The sequence below is a fragment of the Mesorhizobium sp. LjNodule214 genome, assembly GCF_964252735.1.
In the GTDB taxonomy this organism is placed as follows: domain Bacteria; phylum Pseudomonadota; class Alphaproteobacteria; order Rhizobiales; family Rhizobiaceae; genus Mesorhizobium.
The window spans coordinates 2,516,536-2,532,746 of record NZ_CAXUPE020000001.1; the positions used below are offsets into that span (position 1 = coordinate 2,516,536).

Sequence of the window (16,211 nt, forward strand, 5' to 3'; positions counted from 1 at the left end):
CTCGCTTATGGTATTTTTGGATGGTGTCTAGAAGCCGTTCTTCCCCGGTATCCAGTTGGTGCCGGCGAGCGGCACGCCGGCCATGGCGGCGGCTTCGATGGTGAGCGCGACGAGATCCTCGGGCTCGAGATTGTGCAGGCTGCTCTTGCCGCACGCGCGGGCAATCGTCTGCGCCTCCAGCGTCATCACCTTCAGATAGTTCGCCAGACGCCGGCCGGCGGCGATCGGATCGACCCGCTTCATCAGTTCGGGGTCCTGCGTGGTGATGCCGGCCGGGTCGCGTCCCTCGTGCCAGTCGTCATAGGCGCCGGCTGTGGTGCCGAGCTCGTTGTAGTCGGCCTCCCAGCGCGGATCGTTGTCGCCGAGCGCGACCAGCGCCGCCGTGCCGATCGAGACAGCGTCGACGCCAAGCGCCAGCGCCTTGGCGACGTCGGCGCCGTTGCGGATGCCGCCGGAGACGATCAACTGCACCTTGCGGTGCATGCCGAGATCCTGCAGCGCCTGCACTGCCGGCCTGATGCAGGCAAGTGTCGGCTGGCCGACATTCTCGATGAACACTTCCTGGGTGGCTGCCGTGCCGCCCTGCATGCCGTCGACGACGACGACATCGGCGCCGGCCTTCACCGCAAGCGCGGTGTCGTAATAGGGGCGGGCGCCGCCAACCTTGACGTAGATCGGCTTTTCCCAGTCGGTGATCTCGCGCAGCTCGAGGATCTTGATCTCGAGATCGTCCGGTCCGGTCCAGTCGGGATGGCGCGAGGCCGAGCGCTGGTCGATGCCTTTCGGCAGCGTGCGCATCTCGGCGACGCGATCGGAGATCTTCTGTCCCAGCAGCATGCCGCCGCCGCCGGGCTTGGCGCCCTGGCCGACGACGACTTCAATCGCATCCGCCCGGCGCAGGTCGCGCGGGTTCATGCCATAGCGTGACGGCAAATATTGATAGACCAGTTGCTTCGAATGGCCGCGCTCTTCCTCGGTCATGCCGCCGTCGCCGGTGGTCGTCGAGGTGCCGGAGAGCGTAGCACCTCGGCCGAGCGCTTCCTTGGCAGGACCGGACAGCGAGCCGAAGCTCATACCGGCAATGGTGATCGGGATCTTCAGCTCGATCGGCTTCTTGGCATGGCGCGAGCCGAGCACCACGCTGGTGTCGCAGCGCTCGCGATAGCCTTCCAGCGGATAGCGCGAGATCGACGCGCCGAGGAACAGAAGGTCGTCGAAATGCGGCAGCTTGCGCTTGGCGCCGGCGCCACGGATGTCATAGATGCCGGTCGCCGCGGCGCGGCGGATTTCAGAAAGCGTGTAGTCGTCGAAGGTCGCGGATTTGCGCGGCGTCGTCGGCGGGTTGCGATAGGTCATCTTGCCTCAATATGCGTCGGCGTTGTCGATATTGAAATTGTAGAGCGTGCGCGCCGAGCCGTAGCGCTTGAATTCCGACGGCTTGACGCCGGTCACGCCGGCACGGTCGAGCAGGCCCTGCAGCAGCTCCAGATGCTCGGGCCGCATCTCCTTGGCGATGCAATCGGCGCCAAGGCTCTCGACCTTGCCGCGCACGAACAGCCGCGCCTCGTAGATGGAATCGCCGAGCGCATCGCCGGCATCGCCCAGCACCACCAGGTTGCCCGACTGCGCCATGAAGGCCGACATGTGGCCGATATTGCCATGCACGACGATGTCGATGCCCTTCATCGAGATGCCGCAGCGCGACGACGCATTGCCTTCGATAACCAGCAGCCCGCCGCGGCCGGTGGCACCGGCATACTGGCTGGCGTCGCCTTTGATGGTGATCGAGCCCGACATCATGTTTTCGCCGACGCCGGGTCCGGCCGAACCGTGCACCGTTATCGCGCCGCCGGCATTCATGCCGCCGCAATAATAGCCGACGCTGCCGCGCACATCGATGGCGACAGGCTGGTCGACGCCGACGGCGACCGAATGGCTGCCTTTCGGGTTGAGCACCTCCCAGGCCGTCTCGTTCGAGCCAGGGGCGAGCTGGTGGAGCGCCTGGTTGAGTTCGCGCAGCGACAGTTCGGCGAGGTCGAAGACCCTCGCATGGCTTTGGTCGCGTGTTGCCTTGGACACGTTGATTGCCGGCATCAGCTCAATGCTCCCAGAAATAGACGGTTGCGGGCTCCGGTTCCCAGACCCTCGCATTGTCTATGCCGGGCAGTTTGGTGAGCGCACGATATTCCGAGCCGAAGGCGACATACTGGTCGGTCTCGGCCATCACGGCGGGCTTGCAGGCGATCGGGTCGCGCACCACGCCGAAACCGTTCTTGGTGCCGACGACGAAGGTGAAGAAGCCGTCGAGGTCGGAGAGCGTGCCTTCCAGCGCCTCGCCGAGATTCTTGCCATGCGCCATCTTGGACGAGAGATAGGCGGCTGCCACCTCGGTGTCGTTCTCTGTCTCGAATTTCATGCCGTCGCGGATCAGTTCGCGGCGGACATTGTTGTGATTGGACAGCGAGCCATTGTGCACCAGGCACTGGTCGGCGCCGGTCGAGAACGGATGCGCGCCCATCGTCGTCACCGCCGATTCCGTCGCCATGCGGGTATGGCCGATGCCGTGCGTGCCGGTCATCGAGCGCACGTCGAAACGCTCGACAACAGCTTCCGGCAGGCCGACTTCCTTGTAGATCTCGACCACGTCGCCGGCGCCCATGATGCGGACGTCGGGGCGCAGCGCCTGGATGGTCTCGCGCGCCTCGTCGATCTTGGCGGGCGTGGTCCTGATGACGGCGTGCGTCGATTTCACCGCGATGCTCACCGGCGCGCCGATGGCCTTGGCGACTTCGGCGTCGAGGCCGCGGAAGTCGCGCTCGGGCTTGGCCGACTGGATGGTGATCTTGGCCTCGTTGCCGGACGGCGCGCCATAGATGGCGATGCCGGCGCTGTCGGGACCGCGGTCGCTGAGCGAGATCAGCATCTCCGACAGCATCGCGCCGAGCTTCGGCTCCAGCGCTTTGTCCTTAAGGAAAAGTCCGACGATTCCGCACATGTCAGCCTCCGACGTTTGCAGCTAGAAGATGATGTACCGAATGAGTTCTCGAAATTCAATCATATGAAAAAAATTTTCCTCTAGTTACGTATGCGGCTCAATGCCGCTCTGCGCATCATCGCCGTCACGGCGGGCACTGTGAAGCCATTGCGCATAGCGGATGCGCGCCAACTTGTAGGCATCCAGGATCGACAGCGCGTAGATGAGGAAGCCGCCGGCATGGCGGCCGATGAAGCTGGCGTCGGGTGGTGCAATCTTGGTCGTCACCCAGGCCAGGATGACCATGAAGAACAGGAACTGCAGGCCGCGCACCGGCACGCCCAGAATGACATGACCGCTTGCCGGCAAAACGACCGCCGCGCCGAGCACGAGATAGGGGCTCGTTGGTGCAGGGGAGGTGGTCGAGCTGGTCATGCGGCCTGCCGTTCACTCTGGTTGATGGCGTCCCGAAGTGCCGACGCAGATGATAGCAGTCTGGCGATCAGATCAGGATCAATGCCGGTCGCGTCGAACTCGGCCTGCCGGAACACGCCGTAGCGCGCCCGCTCGGCCTCGGCCAGTAGCCAGACGATGCGCACACCCTTCGGCGTGATCAGCAGTTCCTTGGCGCGCCCCTCGGCGAAGATTTCGAGATGGCCGGCGATGATGTCCTGCGGGAAACGCACGCCCTTACGGTCCGTGCGCAGCACCGCCTCGGCCGGAAATTCGGCGGTCTTCGGCAGCGTATGGTCGAGATGATCGAAATTGGAGAATGTTGTCGGCGAACCCGGCCGCATCATCATGTCGAAGGTGCCGGGCACCGCCACCGGTTCGGTGACCGAGATACTGAGCCAGCGCGCCGGGAGTTTCCGTGTCGCCAGCGTGTCGACGATGGTGCGGATTTGCACCCGCCGGCCGTTCCACGAGCCGGCCCAGGTGGCGACTCCAACTGTGCCGTCCGCGACGTCGACGGCATCGGTGACGATTGTGCGGATGCTGGCCGTGTCGGCGGCAAGTGCTGCCGAGGCCCTGTTGCGGCTGGCGCGCGCAAGCCAGGCGATGTGAACAACGAGGGCCAGGGCCAGCGCCCCGGCGAGCCATGCTGACGTCACTTCAGACATCCCGTCATGCAACGGCTCGCCCTGCCTTGGGGCGAGCCTGTCCTGTCTCGATCAATAGCCCTGCGGCTTCGGCCACGGCATGGTGAACTGGTCGCCGCGGCGCACGAATTTGTAGCGGTAGAAGTGGAACCACAGCGAGATCAGGAAGTAGAAGGCGACCATGGCGATCAGCTGCGAGCCGAAGCCGAGGAAGATCGCAAAGAACGTCACCACGCACAGGCAAAACAGCACGATCGCCGGCAGTGGATGGAAGGGGTGCGTGTAGCCGCGGCGGATCGAGCCGAGCGGCCACTTCTTCCTGAACATCATGATGTTGATGCTCATGAAAGTGTATTGCAGCACACCCGACAGGATCGAGAAGGTGATCGCCTGGTTGAGGTCGGCGATGAAGGCGAAGGCCAGCGCGATCGGCAGCAGGAACAGGATCGAGCGGTAGGGCGTGCGGTATCTCGGGTGCACCGCCGAGAACCAGCTCGGCAGGTAGCGGTCGCGGCCGAGCGAGAACCAGGCGCGCGCTGCATCGTTGATGCAGCCATTGGCGGAGGCAAGTGCGGCCAGCAGCGTCGCGATGAACAGCAGGTTCTCGAGCAGCGGGCTGCCGGTCAGCTTGCCCGCGTCCCAAAGCGGATAATAGGTGATGCCGAGATATTCCCACGGCATCATCGAGGCGCAGATATACCAGGTCATGGCGGCGGCGATCAAAAGCGTGATCATGCCGGCCATCGTGCCGTAGGGCAGCGAGCGCGCCGGCGAGCGCACTTCCTCTGCGGCCTGTGTCGTGCCCTCGATGCCGAGATAGTACCAGATGCCGAACTGGAAGGCGGCGATGACGCCGATCCAGCCATAGGGCAGCGCATTGCCGGGCGTGACCAGTTCGTTGAGCTTCAGCACCGCCCCTTGAGTCCACGGGCTGACCGAAAAGAACAGGATGACGATCGAGATATAGGCGATTGCCGTGATGATGAAGTTGACGTTCAGCGTCATCAGCACGCCGCGGTAATTCAGCCACGCCAGCACCACGATGGTGGCGGCAATGAAGGAATTGTGGGTCAATCCCTCGACGCCCGCCTTGGCGACGATCGTGTCGCCGAGCAGGATGGCGTCCGAGACTTCCAGCATCGTATAGGCGAATACCAGGAACAGCGCGACGTTGAAGGCCATCAGCGGCCCGACAATGTGTTTGGCCTGCGCATACTGGCCGCCGGCGGCAGCCACCGTCGATGTCACCTCGGAATCGATCATGGCGACCGAGGTGTAGAGCAGCCCGACGATCCAGCAGACGATCAGCGCTGCCAGCGCACCGCCCTTGTCCGCCGAGAAATTCCAGCCGGTGAACTCGCCGACCAGAACGATGCCGACACCGAGAGCCCAGACATGGGCCGGGCCGAGCACCCTGAGCAGCGAGACCCTGCCTCCGTGGATTGCCGTTTCCGCCGTTTCAACCGCGACCGTCATCGTTCAATCCTCACACTCAGATCCGGTGTTTTTCGGAGACGGCTTCAAGCTCGCCTTCGCGCGACGAGGTCAGCACATCCTCGGAGAAGGTCGTGTCGACCTTGAACCAGTCGTAGAGCATCCACAGCGCGAGCACGATCGAGATGCCCCAGCATGCATAAGAGAGTGCCATCCACATGAGCGTGCTTCCCCGGTTATTTGTCGTCGAACTTTTCGTTGATGACGTCGCGGTATTCGCGGTCGGATGCGCGGAACAGGAAGACGAAATAGCCTATCAGGACGGCCGCCATGATGATCAGCGTCGGCCAGTCGATGATGTAGTGGAAGCGGTTCTGGATGATGTCGTGCGCGGTTTCCGGCGTATAGCCGAGCTTTTCCCAGATCGAGGCCATGGTCGGGTTCTGGCCCAACGCTTCCCAGGTCTTGGCGTCGAGCGCGTCAATGGATTTTGCCGCGCCCGCCAGGCCGAGCTTGAGCGGCAGCCATAGCGCCACGAAGATGGCGACCACCACCACGACGATATCGAAAACCTGTCCGGCCTTGCTTTGCTCCGGCGGTCTATAACGGGACATCTCTTCTACCCCTCAGGACTTGCGGTTGCGGTACGCGTCGGCGTTCTTGATATCGAGCCCGTAGATGAAGTCCTTGTCTTCCTTGTAGTGGTTGACCATCGCCAGGATGGCCGCCGTGTTGAAGATCAGCACCGCGGCGGCGGCGACCGCGACGACGAGCTTGATCCCGCCGTGGGGGATGTATGGCCATGTCATCACGAGGACGAAGAGGATCGTCGCCCACAGGCAGACGATCAGAAGCATGGAACCACGCACGTCGGAACGATACAGCGCTTCGATGCGCTGCTGCAGGTCGGACATCGGTTTCTCCCCTTTTTCAACGCCGGCTTCCGAATCGGCCGCGCGCCTTCCTCTTTCAAGAGAGTGAAATTTTTTTCATAAGTTCAGTCCGATTTGCCGAATTGTCAAGACGGTTTTACGTTTGGTTAACCGCTAGTTTGGTGCCCCGAATTTTGCCTGACAATGAAATTATTTGCTTGCGGGTATTGCAGGTCTCCGGCGTTTGCGATCAATATTCGGCCAAAGCTCCGGCCGCCGTGCACGGAGCAGGGAACATCAGTGATTATTGAACGGAGGACGAGCGGATGACGGCATCCTGGAGATTTTCGACCTTGGCGGACCGCCATCGCGCGCTCGGCTCGAAGCTCGAGGACTGGAGCGGCATGGGCACCGCCTGGACCTACGACAAGGACGCCGACGAGGAATACGTCGCCATCCGCACCAAGGCCGGGCTGATGGATGTCTCCGGCCTGAAGAAGGTTCACATCACCGGCCCGCACGCCGCGCATCTGATCGACCTGGCGACGACGCGCGATGTCGAAAAGATCTATCCCGGCAAGTCGGCCTATGCCTGCATGCTGAACGAGGCGGGAAAATTCACCGACGACTGCATCATCTACCGCATCAGCCCGAATAGCTGGATGGTCGTGCACGGCTCTGGCACCGGCCATGAGGAACTGCAGCGCGCTTCAGTTGGGCGTGACGTGTCGCTGCGCTTCGACGATAACCTGCACGATCTCTCGCTGCAGGGTCCAACCGCCGTCGACTACCTGGCCAAGCACGTGCCGGGCATTCGCGACCTCAATTATTTCCACCACATGCAGACGCAGCTGTTCGGCCTTCCGGTGATGATTTCGCGCACCGGCTACACCGGCGAGCGCGGCTACGAGATCTTCTGCCGCGGCCAGGATGCCGGCACGATCTGGGACAGGATCCTCGACGAGGGCAAGGGCGCCGGCATCATTCCCTGCCGCTTCACCACGCTCGACATGCTGCGCGTCGAAAGTTATTTGCTCTTCTACCCCTACGATAATTCCCAAAAGTATCCGTTCGACAATGAAGGCCCTGGCGACACGTTGTGGGAACTCGGCCTCGACTTCACCGTCAGCCCCGGCAAGACCGGCTTCCGCGGTGCCGAGGAGCACTACCGCCTGAAGGGCAAGGAGCGCTTCAAGATCTACGGCGTTCTGCTCGACGGCAAAGAGCCGGCCGACGAGGGCGCGCCGGTCTACCGCGACGGCAAGAAGGTTGGCGTGGTGACCTGCGCCATGTATTCTCCGCTGGTCAAGAAATCGATGGGCATTGCCAGGCTCGACGTGGATTGCGCCGTCAAGGACACCACGCTCGAGATCCGCAACAAGAGCGGCTCGATCAAGGCCACAGCGCAGCCGCTGCCGTTCGACGATCCCAAGAAGACCAAACGCACCGCCAAAGGCTGAGGCATAATCAACAGCGAGGGGTTCGAGGCATAAAGACAGAATGGCAGCCAAAAGCATCATCAGCCGGCCGGTTTACGGAACCCTGTCTCCCCAGCCCGGCAAGCACCATCTTTTCGTGGCGGATGCGGAAGGCGCGCTCGCGATAACTGGGATGGCCAAGAACGCTCCGGCCGGGTTTTTCGACGGAGCGGAAATCGTCTTCATTCCTGGCCCCGACGGCAAGCATATCGGCGCCCTCGAAGCGCTGAAGCCGGCGCAATTCCATCTGGCACCGTCCTTCGCCAGCCTGCTGCCGCGCCTGAAGCAGACGCTGACCAATGCGCATATGGGCCTGCGCCTCTATCTCTCCGGCACCGAAGGCCTGATCGGCCAGGCCATGCAGGTGGCGCTGGAGGCCGGCATCGACCACACCTCGATGCAGACAGAGCATCGCGGCTCGTTGGCGCGGCGCATGCAATGCGTGCACTGCAAGGGCATCACCGAGAATGTGACGACACAGCCGGCGACCTGTTCGCATTGCGGCCTGCTGCTTCTGGTGCGCGACCACTATTCCAGGCGCCTCGCCGCCTTCCAGGGCGTTTGCATCAACGCCGAGGACCGCAGCGAGATTCCTCCGATGGAGGAGATTTTTCGATGAGCACGGGAACAACGAAACTCGATGTCGTGGTCAGCGACGTCGTCCCGGTCAACGAACTGGTCACCCGTTTTCATTTCCGCCGGCGCGACGGCGAGCTGCTGCCGACCTTTTCCGGCGGCGCCCATGTCGTGGTCGAGATGCGCGACGGCGAGCGCACCAGGCTCAATCCCTATTCGCTGATGGGCTCGCCGCTCAATACCAGCGAATACACCATCTCGGTGCGCCGCGACGATGTCGGGCGCGGCGGCTCGCTGTTCATGCACCGGAGCGTCAAGCCCGGCCTGGAGATGGTGATCAGCTATCCGGTCAATCTGTTCTCGCTCGATCTGCGCGCCAGGAAACATCTGATGCTGGCCGGCGGCATCGGCATCACGCCGTTCATGGCGCAGACCTCGCAACTGGCGGGGTCGGGCGGCAATTTCGAGCTGCACTACACCTGCCGCACCGCCTCGCTCGGCACTTACGCCGATGTGCTTCAGCAGCGCTACGACCGCAGGGTCAGGCTCTACCACGACGATCGTGACGAGCGCATCGAACTCGACCGGCTCCTGTCGTCGCAACCGCTCGGCACGCACCTCTATGTCTGCGGCCCGGCCGGCATGATCAACTGGGTGCGCGACCGCGCGGCCGCCCTTGGCTGGCCTGCGGAAACCGTGCATTTCGAGCATTTCGCGGCCCCGCAGCCAGGCGCTCCGTTCGACGTGACGCTGGCCGTCACCGGCAAGACCATTCGCGTCGGTTCGCAGCAGAGCCTGCTCGAAGCCATCGAGGCGGCCGGCGTCGATCCGCCCTATCTCTGCCGCGGCGGCGTCTGTGGCCAGTGCGAGACCAACGTCGTCTCCCATGACGGCAAGTTCATCCACAACGATCACTGGCTGAGCGAGGAAGACCACCGCTCCGGCTGCAAGATCATGCCGTGCGTGTCGCGCTTCGAGGGCAAATCGCTGGTGCTGGAGCGGTAGAGCATTTTGCAGCCAAGCGGATACACTTGGCGTCGCAGAAATGCGGCTAAAACAAAGAGATAGAGCGGGATGTCGCGTTCAACCCGAACGCATCCCGCTCTAGGAGGAAATCATGGGCATCACCTTTCGCAAGGAAACCTTCCGCGACGACTTCACCTTCAAGAACAGCCCGGAGCACATCAGGCGCTTTCCGTTCCCGTTCCACGAAGACAGCTACATGTATGCGGTCAACATCGAGCCGCATGTTCTTGGCCCCAAGGGAAGCGTGCTCGAAAACCTGATCGACGTCGACGAGCACTATGTCGCCGAGATGCAGGACCGCGCTCTGGTGCTGGCCGAAGACCCGCTGCGCTGCCAGTCGCTGCCGCAAATGACGCTGGCCGGCTGGGACCTGCTCGAATTGCTGATGGAACAGCAGGCGCTCGGCTATCCCGAGCATTTCACGCTGACTCGCGACGGCGACCGCTGGCGCTGGATCAACCGGCCGCTCGGCATCGACGACACCTTCACCTTCGGCGACACCTCGACGCTGCCCTATGGGCCGATGGAATACATCACCCGGCAGAGCCAGGGCGATTTCTGCATCCTCGACCAGCGCGACGGCAATCTGTGGATGGATGCCGGCATGGTCACCACCCAGGCCGACTGGTCGCTCGATTTCGACATCGGCATGAACTTCTTCGAATGGCACGCGCCGGTGCCGCTGGCGCATGAGAAGGGCATTTTCATCCGGGCGCTGAAATTCCTCACCAACATCCAGCAAGGCAAGCCGGCACGGCGCCTGAACTGGACGATGACCATCAATCCGCGCCTCGACACCAGCCCGGAAAATTATCACAAATGGGGACCGGACCGGACCACTGTGACGCCCGAGAATGTCGGCGACAAGGTGCATCTGCGCGTCGAACTGCAGAGCTTCTGGCGGCTGCCGCGCTCGAACGGCATCGTCTTCCCGATCCGCTGCTACCTGATCAAGATGGACGAGCTGGTCACCCAGCCGAAATGGGCACGCCGCCTGCACCGCGTCATCCGCGACCTGCCGGAAGAACTCGCCACCTACAAGGGCCTGACGCGTTATCGGCCGACGCTGGTTGAATGGCTGTCGAAGCTCGATGACGGCAGCCCGACGTCACCGGGGTTCGGGCCGGATTGAGTTTTTCCTGCTAAGTTGGCGCTGCCCCTCACCCTTACCCTCTCCCCGTAAGAACGGGGAGAGGGGGGCGCCAGCGTTGGAGCTTCTCCCTTCTCCCCGTTCTTTACGGGGAGAAGGTGCCGGCAGGCGGATGAGGGGCGGCACAAGCGTTCGGAAGATGCCTCAACCCGCGCTGCTCTGCGGATAGCAGATGATCGAGAGGTAGCGCATCGGCAGCCGCGTCAACTGTTCGGGTCCGTGCGGAGCGTCGGCGTCGAAGAACAGGCTGTCGCCGGGCTTCATCGGGTAGAGATTGCTGCCGTGCCTGTAAACGACCTCGCCCTCCAGCATATAGAGGAATTCCATGCCTTCGTGCTGGAAGGTCGGGAACACGTCGGAATCCTCGGTCAGCGTGATCAGATAGGGCTCGACCACCACGCCGCTGGTGTTGGAACCGATATGGCCGAGCAGATTGTACTGGTGGCCGGCGCGCGTGCCGCGGCGCTCGACGTCGAGGCCTTCACCGGCCTTGACGAAGACGGCGCTGCGCTCCTCCTCGAAGCGGCGGAAGAAGGCGGTGACGGGAACGCCGAGCGCCCTGGACAGCGCCTGCAGCGTCGTCAGCGACGGCGAGGTGATGCCGTTCTCGATCTTCGACAGCATGCCCAGCGAAATGTCGGTGGCAACGGCGAGGTCGGCGACGGTGATGCCGAGCTTCTTGCGGAACGCCCGCACCTCGCGGCCGATCGCCACTTCCAGCACCTTTTCGCGCGTGTCGCGAATGGCGTGCGGATTCTGGGTCAGCGGCGTGCGGATCGCCCTCCCGTCGCCGGCCTTCGGCAGCGGCTTGGTTGCCGCGACACGCGGCTTGGGATCGCCAGACCTGGGGTGCAAAGTCTTTTTCGCCATGTCGCCCCCTCGCGCTTTGCGGATTTATTTTCACCCAAGGTGAACATATTCGCTGCCGATACAGAAGAGCAACCACCACGGCAAGCCATCCACGGCCGAATTGTGCTTTCCCGGCCTGCCGCTCGCCGGTGGCTTTTTCACCCGAAGTTGCCTGTGCGAAACGCGCTTTCCGCACAACGCCTGTTGACAGCACCGAAGGGCCAATTACTGTCCTGTGAGTGAAATTTGTTTCGTTAGGGAAATGAGATCGGGAGGCTCGCCATGAAAAGTCGCGTTGCCGTTATCGGAGCCGGACCCTCCGGCCTGGCGCAGCTCAGGGCCTTCAAGTCGGCCGCCGACAAGGGCGCCGAGATTCCGGAAGTCGTCTGCTTCGAAAAGCAGTCCGACTGGGGCGGCCTGTGGAACTACACCTGGCGCACCGGCCTCGACGAGCATGGCGACCCGGTGCACGGCTCGATGTATCGCTACCTCTGGTCGAACGGCCCGAAGGAATGCCTCGAATTCGCCGACTACACCTTCGAGGAGCATTTCGGCCGGCCGATCGGCTCCTACCCGCCGCGCGCCGTTTTGTGGGACTACATCAAGGGCCGCGTCGAAAAGTCAGGCCTGCGCCAATGGGTGCGCTTCAACAGCCCGGTGCGCATGGTCACCTTCTCGGACGAGACGAAAAAATTCACCGTCACCGCGCATGACCGCACCAACGACATCACCTACTCGGAAGAGTTCGACAATGTCGTCGTCGCCTCAGGGCACTTCTCCGTCCCCAACGTTCCCTATTTCGAAGGCTTCTCCACCTTCAACGGGCGCATCCTGCACAGCCACGATTTCCGCGACGCGATGGAGTTCAAGGGCAAGGACATCCTGATCATCGGCCGTTCCTATTCGGCCGAGGACATCGGTTCGCAATGCTACAAATACGGCGCCAAATCGATCACCTCCAGCTACCGCTCGAAGCCGATGGGTTTCAAATGGCCGGAGAACTGGAAGGAAGTGCCGCTGCTGCAGAAGGTCGTCGGCAAGACGGCCCACTTCAAGGACGGCACCACCAAGGACGTCGACGCCATCATCCTGTGCACCGGCTACCTGCATTCCTTCCCCTTCCTCACCGACGATCTGAAGCTCAAGACCGCCAACCGCATGTGGCCGGACGGCATCTACGAAGGCGTCGTCTGGGAGAAGAACCCGAAGCTGTCCTATATCGGCATGCAGGACCAGTTCTACACCTTCAACATGTTCGACGCGCAGGCCTGGTTCGCGCGCGACGTGATCATGGGCCGCATCAAACTGCCATCGGCCGAGGCGATGGCGGCACATGGCGCGAAATGGCGCGCTCGCGAGGAAACGCTGGAAGACGCCGAGCAGATGATCTGGTTCCAGGGCGACTACACCAAGGAGCTGATGGACCAGACCGACTATCCCGGCTTCGACGTCGAGGCGGTCAACAAGACCTTCATGGAGTGGGAGCACCACAAGGGCGAGGACATCATGAGCTTCCGCGACCACGCCTATCGCTCCCTGATGACCGGCACCATGGCGCCGCTGCACCATACGCCCTGGCTGCAGGCGCTGGACGACTCCATGGAATCGTATCTGGAAGTGAAAGGCGTGGCGGCGGAATAGCCGTCGCGCCTGAAACTATCCCAGCCTCGCCCTGGCTTTCGCCGTCCAGGCGCTGAACAGCCGGTCGGCGACGATGCCGATGAAGGCGATGGCCAGCCCGGCGACGATGCCGCGGCCGGAATCGGCCTTGGACAGCGCGATGAACACTTCCTGGCCGAGATCGCGCGTGCCGACCATGGCGCAGATGATGATCATCGCCAGCGCCATCAGGATGGTCTGGTTGACCCCGAGCATGATCTCGGGCAGCGCCAGCGGAAATTGCACGCGAAGGAAGGTCTGTCGCGGGGTGCAGCCGGAGACCTTGGCCGCCTCGATCAGCGCTGGCTGCACCTGCCTTATGCCGTGATTGGTGTAGCGGATCGCCGGCACCACGGCGAAGGCGACGGTGGCGATCATCGCAGTGACGTCGCCGACACGGAACAGCATCACCACCGGAATGATGAAGCAGAATGACGGCAGCACCTGCAGCGTGTCGATGATCGGTGTCACGATCTTCTCGAAACGGTCGCTGCGTGACGCCATCAGCCCGATCGGAATGCCGATCAGGCACGAGATGAAGGCGGAGATGCCGCAGAGATAGACCGTCGCCATGGTCTTTTCCCACAGCCCGGTGATGGCGCAGAAGGCGGTCAGCGCGGCGACCAGGAAGGCGAGGCGCAAGCCGGAAAGCTGATAGCCGGCCAGACCGAGCAGGAACACAGCGCCCAGCCACGGAAACCCTTCGCAGAAGGCGCGCACCGGGTTCAGCACGTTGAGGATCAGCGCGACGCGAAACGCTTCGATCGTGTCGAAGAAGTTGATCGTCACCCAACTCACCGCTGCCTTCCACTGCGGCGCGGTGGTGAAAGTGATCGCCTTCGGCACCGCGACGAATGCCGGGACAAACACACTGAGCAACGTGGTGGCAGCAAGGATGGCGACGGCCAGCGTCAGATTGGGGTAGCGGCGCCAGAAGACCGGGCTCGCCGCCTGATACGTCTGGCCCTGCGCATGGTTGTGGGCGATCGCTTGGCTCAGCCGGTCGAGCGCGATGGCTAAAGCCACGATAGCAAGGCCCGCTTCCATCGCCTCGCCGACCTTCAGCGCACGCAATGCCAGGAGCACGTCGTAGCCGAGGCCGCCGGCGCCGATCATCGAGGCAATGATGACCATGTTGAGTGCCAGCATGATCACCTGGTTGACGCCGACCATCAGCGTCGGCCGTGCCGAGGGCAGCAGCACACGCCACAGTTTCTGCCGTGCCGTGCAGCCCGCCATCTCACTGAAATCGTCGATCTCCGACGGCACCCGCGCCAGCCCCAGCATCGTTGCCCGCACCATCGGCGGCGTGGCGAAGATTGCGGTGGCGATCATCGCCGAAACCGGGCTGTTGCCGAACAGAAGCAGCATCGGGATCAAATAGGCAAAGGTCGGGATCGTCTGCATCAGGTCGAGGGCGGGGGAGATGATGAGTCTTTCCGCCCATGGCTTGCGCCAGGCCCAGATGCCGACGAACAACCCGGTGACGATGCAGAACGGCACCGCGATCGAGATTAGCCCGAGCGTCAGCATGGCGCTGGTCCATTGGCCGAATAGCGCGATGTAGGCAAAGCAACCGCCGACCAGCACGCCAAGCTTCCAGCCGCCGGCGGCGCGCCCTGCGAGGAAGGCGGCAGCGCACACGCCGACCCAGGACAAGCGCGGCAGAACATAGGCGTCGGCGCCGTGGCCGATCTTGAAATTCTTGGCCAGAAGATTGAGCGCGAAATCGAGCGGCACGTCGAGCACGGCGGTGATCGAGCGCGTCAGCCACGAGAAGTTCGATTTCATCCAGCGCATCAGCGCGCTGACCCAGTCGGCGACGGGGACTACCGCCTCGGTCGGATAGTTGACGGCCCAGGGCAGGCTCTCCTGCAGCACGAACACGACCAGCACGGCGGCAAGCGCGAGCGCCCAGATCGCCAGCCACCGCTGAACCGGCGGCCTCGCTGCGCTGGCGCTTGCCGTCACCGTCATGCGCTGGCGCTCTTGTGCTCGATGCCGGCCAGCAGGTCGATCACCGCTTGCGGCGTCACTTCGCCGATCGGCTTGCCGCTGCCGTTGACCACGGCGAACGGCTTTCCGGCGGAAACGATGCTGGCCGAGAAACTCGAGATCTTGGCATCCGGCGCCACGGTGCCGCCATGCTCCGAGCCGTCGCAGGCGCGCATCAGGCTTCGAGCCGAGATCACCTTGGCGCGGTCGACGTCACGCGTGAATTCGGCGACATAGTCGGTCGCCGGATTGACCACCAGCCCTTCCGGCGTGCCGATCTGGATGACCTCGCCGTCTTTCATGATGGCGATGCGGTCGGCCAGCCTGATCGCCTCGTCGAAATCATGGGTGATGAAGACGATGGTCTTGTGCAGCATGGTCTGCAGCCGCATCAGCTCGTCCTGCATCTCACGGCGGATCAGCGGGTCGAGCGCCGAGAACGGCTCGTCGAGGAACCAGATTTCTGGCTTGGTCGCCAGGCTGCGGGCGATGCCGACACGCTGCTGCTGGCCGCCGGAAAGCTCGCGTGGATAGAAATGCTCGCGGCCGCGCAAGCCGACAAGCTCGATGACCTCCCGCGCCCGTTTCTCTCGCGTCGCCCGGTCCTGACCCTGGATGCTCAACGGGAAGGCGATGTTGTCGAGCACGTTGAGATGCGGCAGCAGCGCGAAATTCTGGAACACCATGCCCATGCGGTGGCGCCTGAGTTCGATCAGCGCCACATCGGAAATCTTGAGCAGGTCCTTGCCCTCGAATTCGACCTTGCCATGGGTTGGCTCGACCAGCCTCGACATGCAGCGCACCAGCGTCGACTTGCCCGACCCCGAAAGCCCCATGATGATGAAGATCTCGCCCTGGCGGATTTCGAGGTCGACGGCGCGCACCGCGCCGACCAGTCCGGCCGCGGCAATATCGGCAGGGCTGGCCTTGCCGTCGCGCTGACGGATGAAATCGGCCGCGTTCGCCCCGAACAGTTTCCAGACATTGCGGCAGGCAAGTTTTATCGGACGGGCATCCTTGCCCGCTGTCTTCAAGGCCTGTTCAGTCGCTTCCGTCATTCGATCGACCTTCTGGAGTATCAAAGATCGAGGCCCGGCC

17 protein-coding genes are annotated in these 16,211 nt (G+C 63.0%); 5 read left to right on the forward strand and 12 right to left on the reverse strand.

Going from position 1 to position 16,211, the window contains the following annotated elements:
• Positions 1-27 precede the first annotated feature (27 nt).
• The 9 genes from ACSQ3Z_RS11705 to ACSQ3Z_RS11745 all read right to left on the reverse strand — a co-directional run bounded on the left by ACSQ3Z_RS11705 (position 28) and on the right by ACSQ3Z_RS11745 (position 6,422).
• Complete coding sequence (locus ACSQ3Z_RS11705; RefSeq protein WP_436171423.1) at positions 28-1,356, reverse strand: FMN-binding glutamate synthase family protein; 1,329 nt, start codon at positions 1,354-1,356, stop codon at positions 28-30.
• 6 nt (positions 1,357-1,362) lie between these two features.
• Positions 1,363-2,094: a protein GlxC gene (locus ACSQ3Z_RS11710; protein ID WP_436171424.1), complete on the reverse strand. Its 732-nt coding sequence runs from the start codon at positions 2,092-2,094 to the stop codon at positions 1,363-1,365.
• Between the two features lie 4 nt (positions 2,095-2,098).
• The gene (locus ACSQ3Z_RS11715; RefSeq protein ID WP_436171425.1) at positions 2,099-2,995 is read right to left on the reverse strand and encodes a class II glutamine amidotransferase; all 897 of its coding nucleotides are present in this window, start codon (positions 2,993-2,995) and stop codon (positions 2,099-2,101) included.
• Positions 2,996-3,079: 84 nt separating this feature from the next.
• The gene (locus ACSQ3Z_RS11720; protein WP_436171426.1) at positions 3,080-3,409 is read right to left on the reverse strand and encodes a hypothetical protein; all 330 of its coding nucleotides are present in this window, start codon (positions 3,407-3,409) and stop codon (positions 3,080-3,082) included.
• The gene (locus tag ACSQ3Z_RS11725; RefSeq protein WP_436171427.1) at positions 3,406-4,095 is read right to left on the reverse strand and encodes a hypothetical protein; all 690 of its coding nucleotides are present in this window, start codon (positions 4,093-4,095) and stop codon (positions 3,406-3,408) included. Before ACSQ3Z_RS11725 ends, ACSQ3Z_RS11720 begins: the two co-directional genes overlap by 4 nt.
• Positions 4,096-4,146: 51 nt before the next feature.
• Complete coding sequence (locus ACSQ3Z_RS11730) at positions 4,147-5,550, reverse strand: APC family permease (RefSeq protein WP_436171428.1); 1,404 nt, start codon at positions 5,548-5,550, stop codon at positions 4,147-4,149.
• A gap of 16 nt (positions 5,551-5,566) precedes the next feature.
• Positions 5,567-5,728 carry a hypothetical protein gene (locus ACSQ3Z_RS11735; protein ID WP_006204489.1) on the reverse strand — a complete coding sequence of 54 codons (162 nt, stop codon included), beginning with the start codon at positions 5,726-5,728 and terminating at the stop codon, positions 5,567-5,569.
• A 16-nt stretch (positions 5,729-5,744) separates the two neighbouring features.
• The gene (locus ACSQ3Z_RS11740; RefSeq protein WP_006204490.1) at positions 5,745-6,122 is read right to left on the reverse strand and encodes a hypothetical protein; all 378 of its coding nucleotides are present in this window, start codon (positions 6,120-6,122) and stop codon (positions 5,745-5,747) included.
• 12 nt (positions 6,123-6,134) lie between these two features.
• A complete protein-coding gene (locus ACSQ3Z_RS11745) occupies positions 6,135-6,422 on the reverse strand; it encodes a hypothetical protein (protein ID WP_436171429.1) in 288 nt (95 codons plus the stop codon).
• 284 nt (positions 6,423-6,706) lie between these two features.
• On the opposite strand from ACSQ3Z_RS11745, the gene ACSQ3Z_RS11750 reads away from it, so the two are divergent.
• The 4 genes from ACSQ3Z_RS11750 to ACSQ3Z_RS11765 all read left to right on the forward strand — a co-directional run bounded on the left by ACSQ3Z_RS11750 (position 6,707) and on the right by ACSQ3Z_RS11765 (position 10,592).
• The gene (locus ACSQ3Z_RS11750) at positions 6,707-7,840 is read left to right on the forward strand and encodes an aminomethyltransferase family protein (RefSeq protein WP_436171430.1); all 1,134 of its coding nucleotides are present in this window, start codon (positions 6,707-6,709) and stop codon (positions 7,838-7,840) included.
• A gap of 40 nt (positions 7,841-7,880) precedes the next feature.
• A complete protein-coding gene (locus tag ACSQ3Z_RS11755; RefSeq protein WP_436171431.1) occupies positions 7,881-8,477 on the forward strand; it encodes a dimethylamine monooxygenase subunit DmmA family protein in 597 nt (198 codons plus the stop codon).
• On the forward strand, positions 8,474-9,439 hold the full coding sequence (locus ACSQ3Z_RS11760) for a PDR/VanB family oxidoreductase (protein WP_436171432.1): 966 nt from the start codon (positions 8,474-8,476) through the stop codon (positions 9,437-9,439). The genes ACSQ3Z_RS11755 and ACSQ3Z_RS11760 overlap by 4 nt, the downstream gene beginning before the upstream one ends.
• A gap of 112 nt (positions 9,440-9,551) precedes the next feature.
• A complete protein-coding gene (locus ACSQ3Z_RS11765; RefSeq protein WP_436171433.1) occupies positions 9,552-10,592 on the forward strand; it encodes a heme-dependent oxidative N-demethylase family protein in 1,041 nt (346 codons plus the stop codon).
• A gap of 162 nt (positions 10,593-10,754) precedes the next feature.
• Here ACSQ3Z_RS11765 and ACSQ3Z_RS11770 read toward each other — a convergent pair whose 3' ends face one another.
• On the reverse strand, positions 10,755-11,480 hold the full coding sequence (locus ACSQ3Z_RS11770) for a helix-turn-helix domain-containing protein (protein WP_436171434.1): 726 nt from the start codon (positions 11,478-11,480) through the stop codon (positions 10,755-10,757).
• 261 nt (positions 11,481-11,741) lie between these two features.
• Here ACSQ3Z_RS11770 and ACSQ3Z_RS11775 point away from each other — a divergent pair, with 261 nt between their 5' ends.
• Entirely contained in the window at positions 11,742-13,100 is a 1,359-nt protein-coding gene (locus ACSQ3Z_RS11775) for an NAD(P)-binding domain-containing protein (RefSeq protein WP_436171435.1), read from the forward strand.
• Positions 13,101-13,115: 15 nt separating this feature from the next.
• Here the strand turns inward: ACSQ3Z_RS11775 and ACSQ3Z_RS11780 are convergent, their stop codons facing one another.
• Positions 13,116-15,095 (reverse strand): ABC transporter permease, encoded by a 1,980-nt coding sequence (locus ACSQ3Z_RS11780; RefSeq protein WP_436171436.1) that lies wholly within the window; start codon positions 15,093-15,095, stop codon positions 13,116-13,118.
• Positions 15,092-16,171 (reverse strand): quaternary amine ABC transporter ATP-binding protein, encoded by a 1,080-nt coding sequence (locus ACSQ3Z_RS11785; RefSeq protein ID WP_436171437.1) that lies wholly within the window; start codon positions 16,169-16,171, stop codon positions 15,092-15,094. The genes ACSQ3Z_RS11780 and ACSQ3Z_RS11785 overlap by 4 nt, the downstream gene beginning before the upstream one ends.
• Between the last annotated feature and the right edge of the window lie 40 nt (positions 16,172-16,211).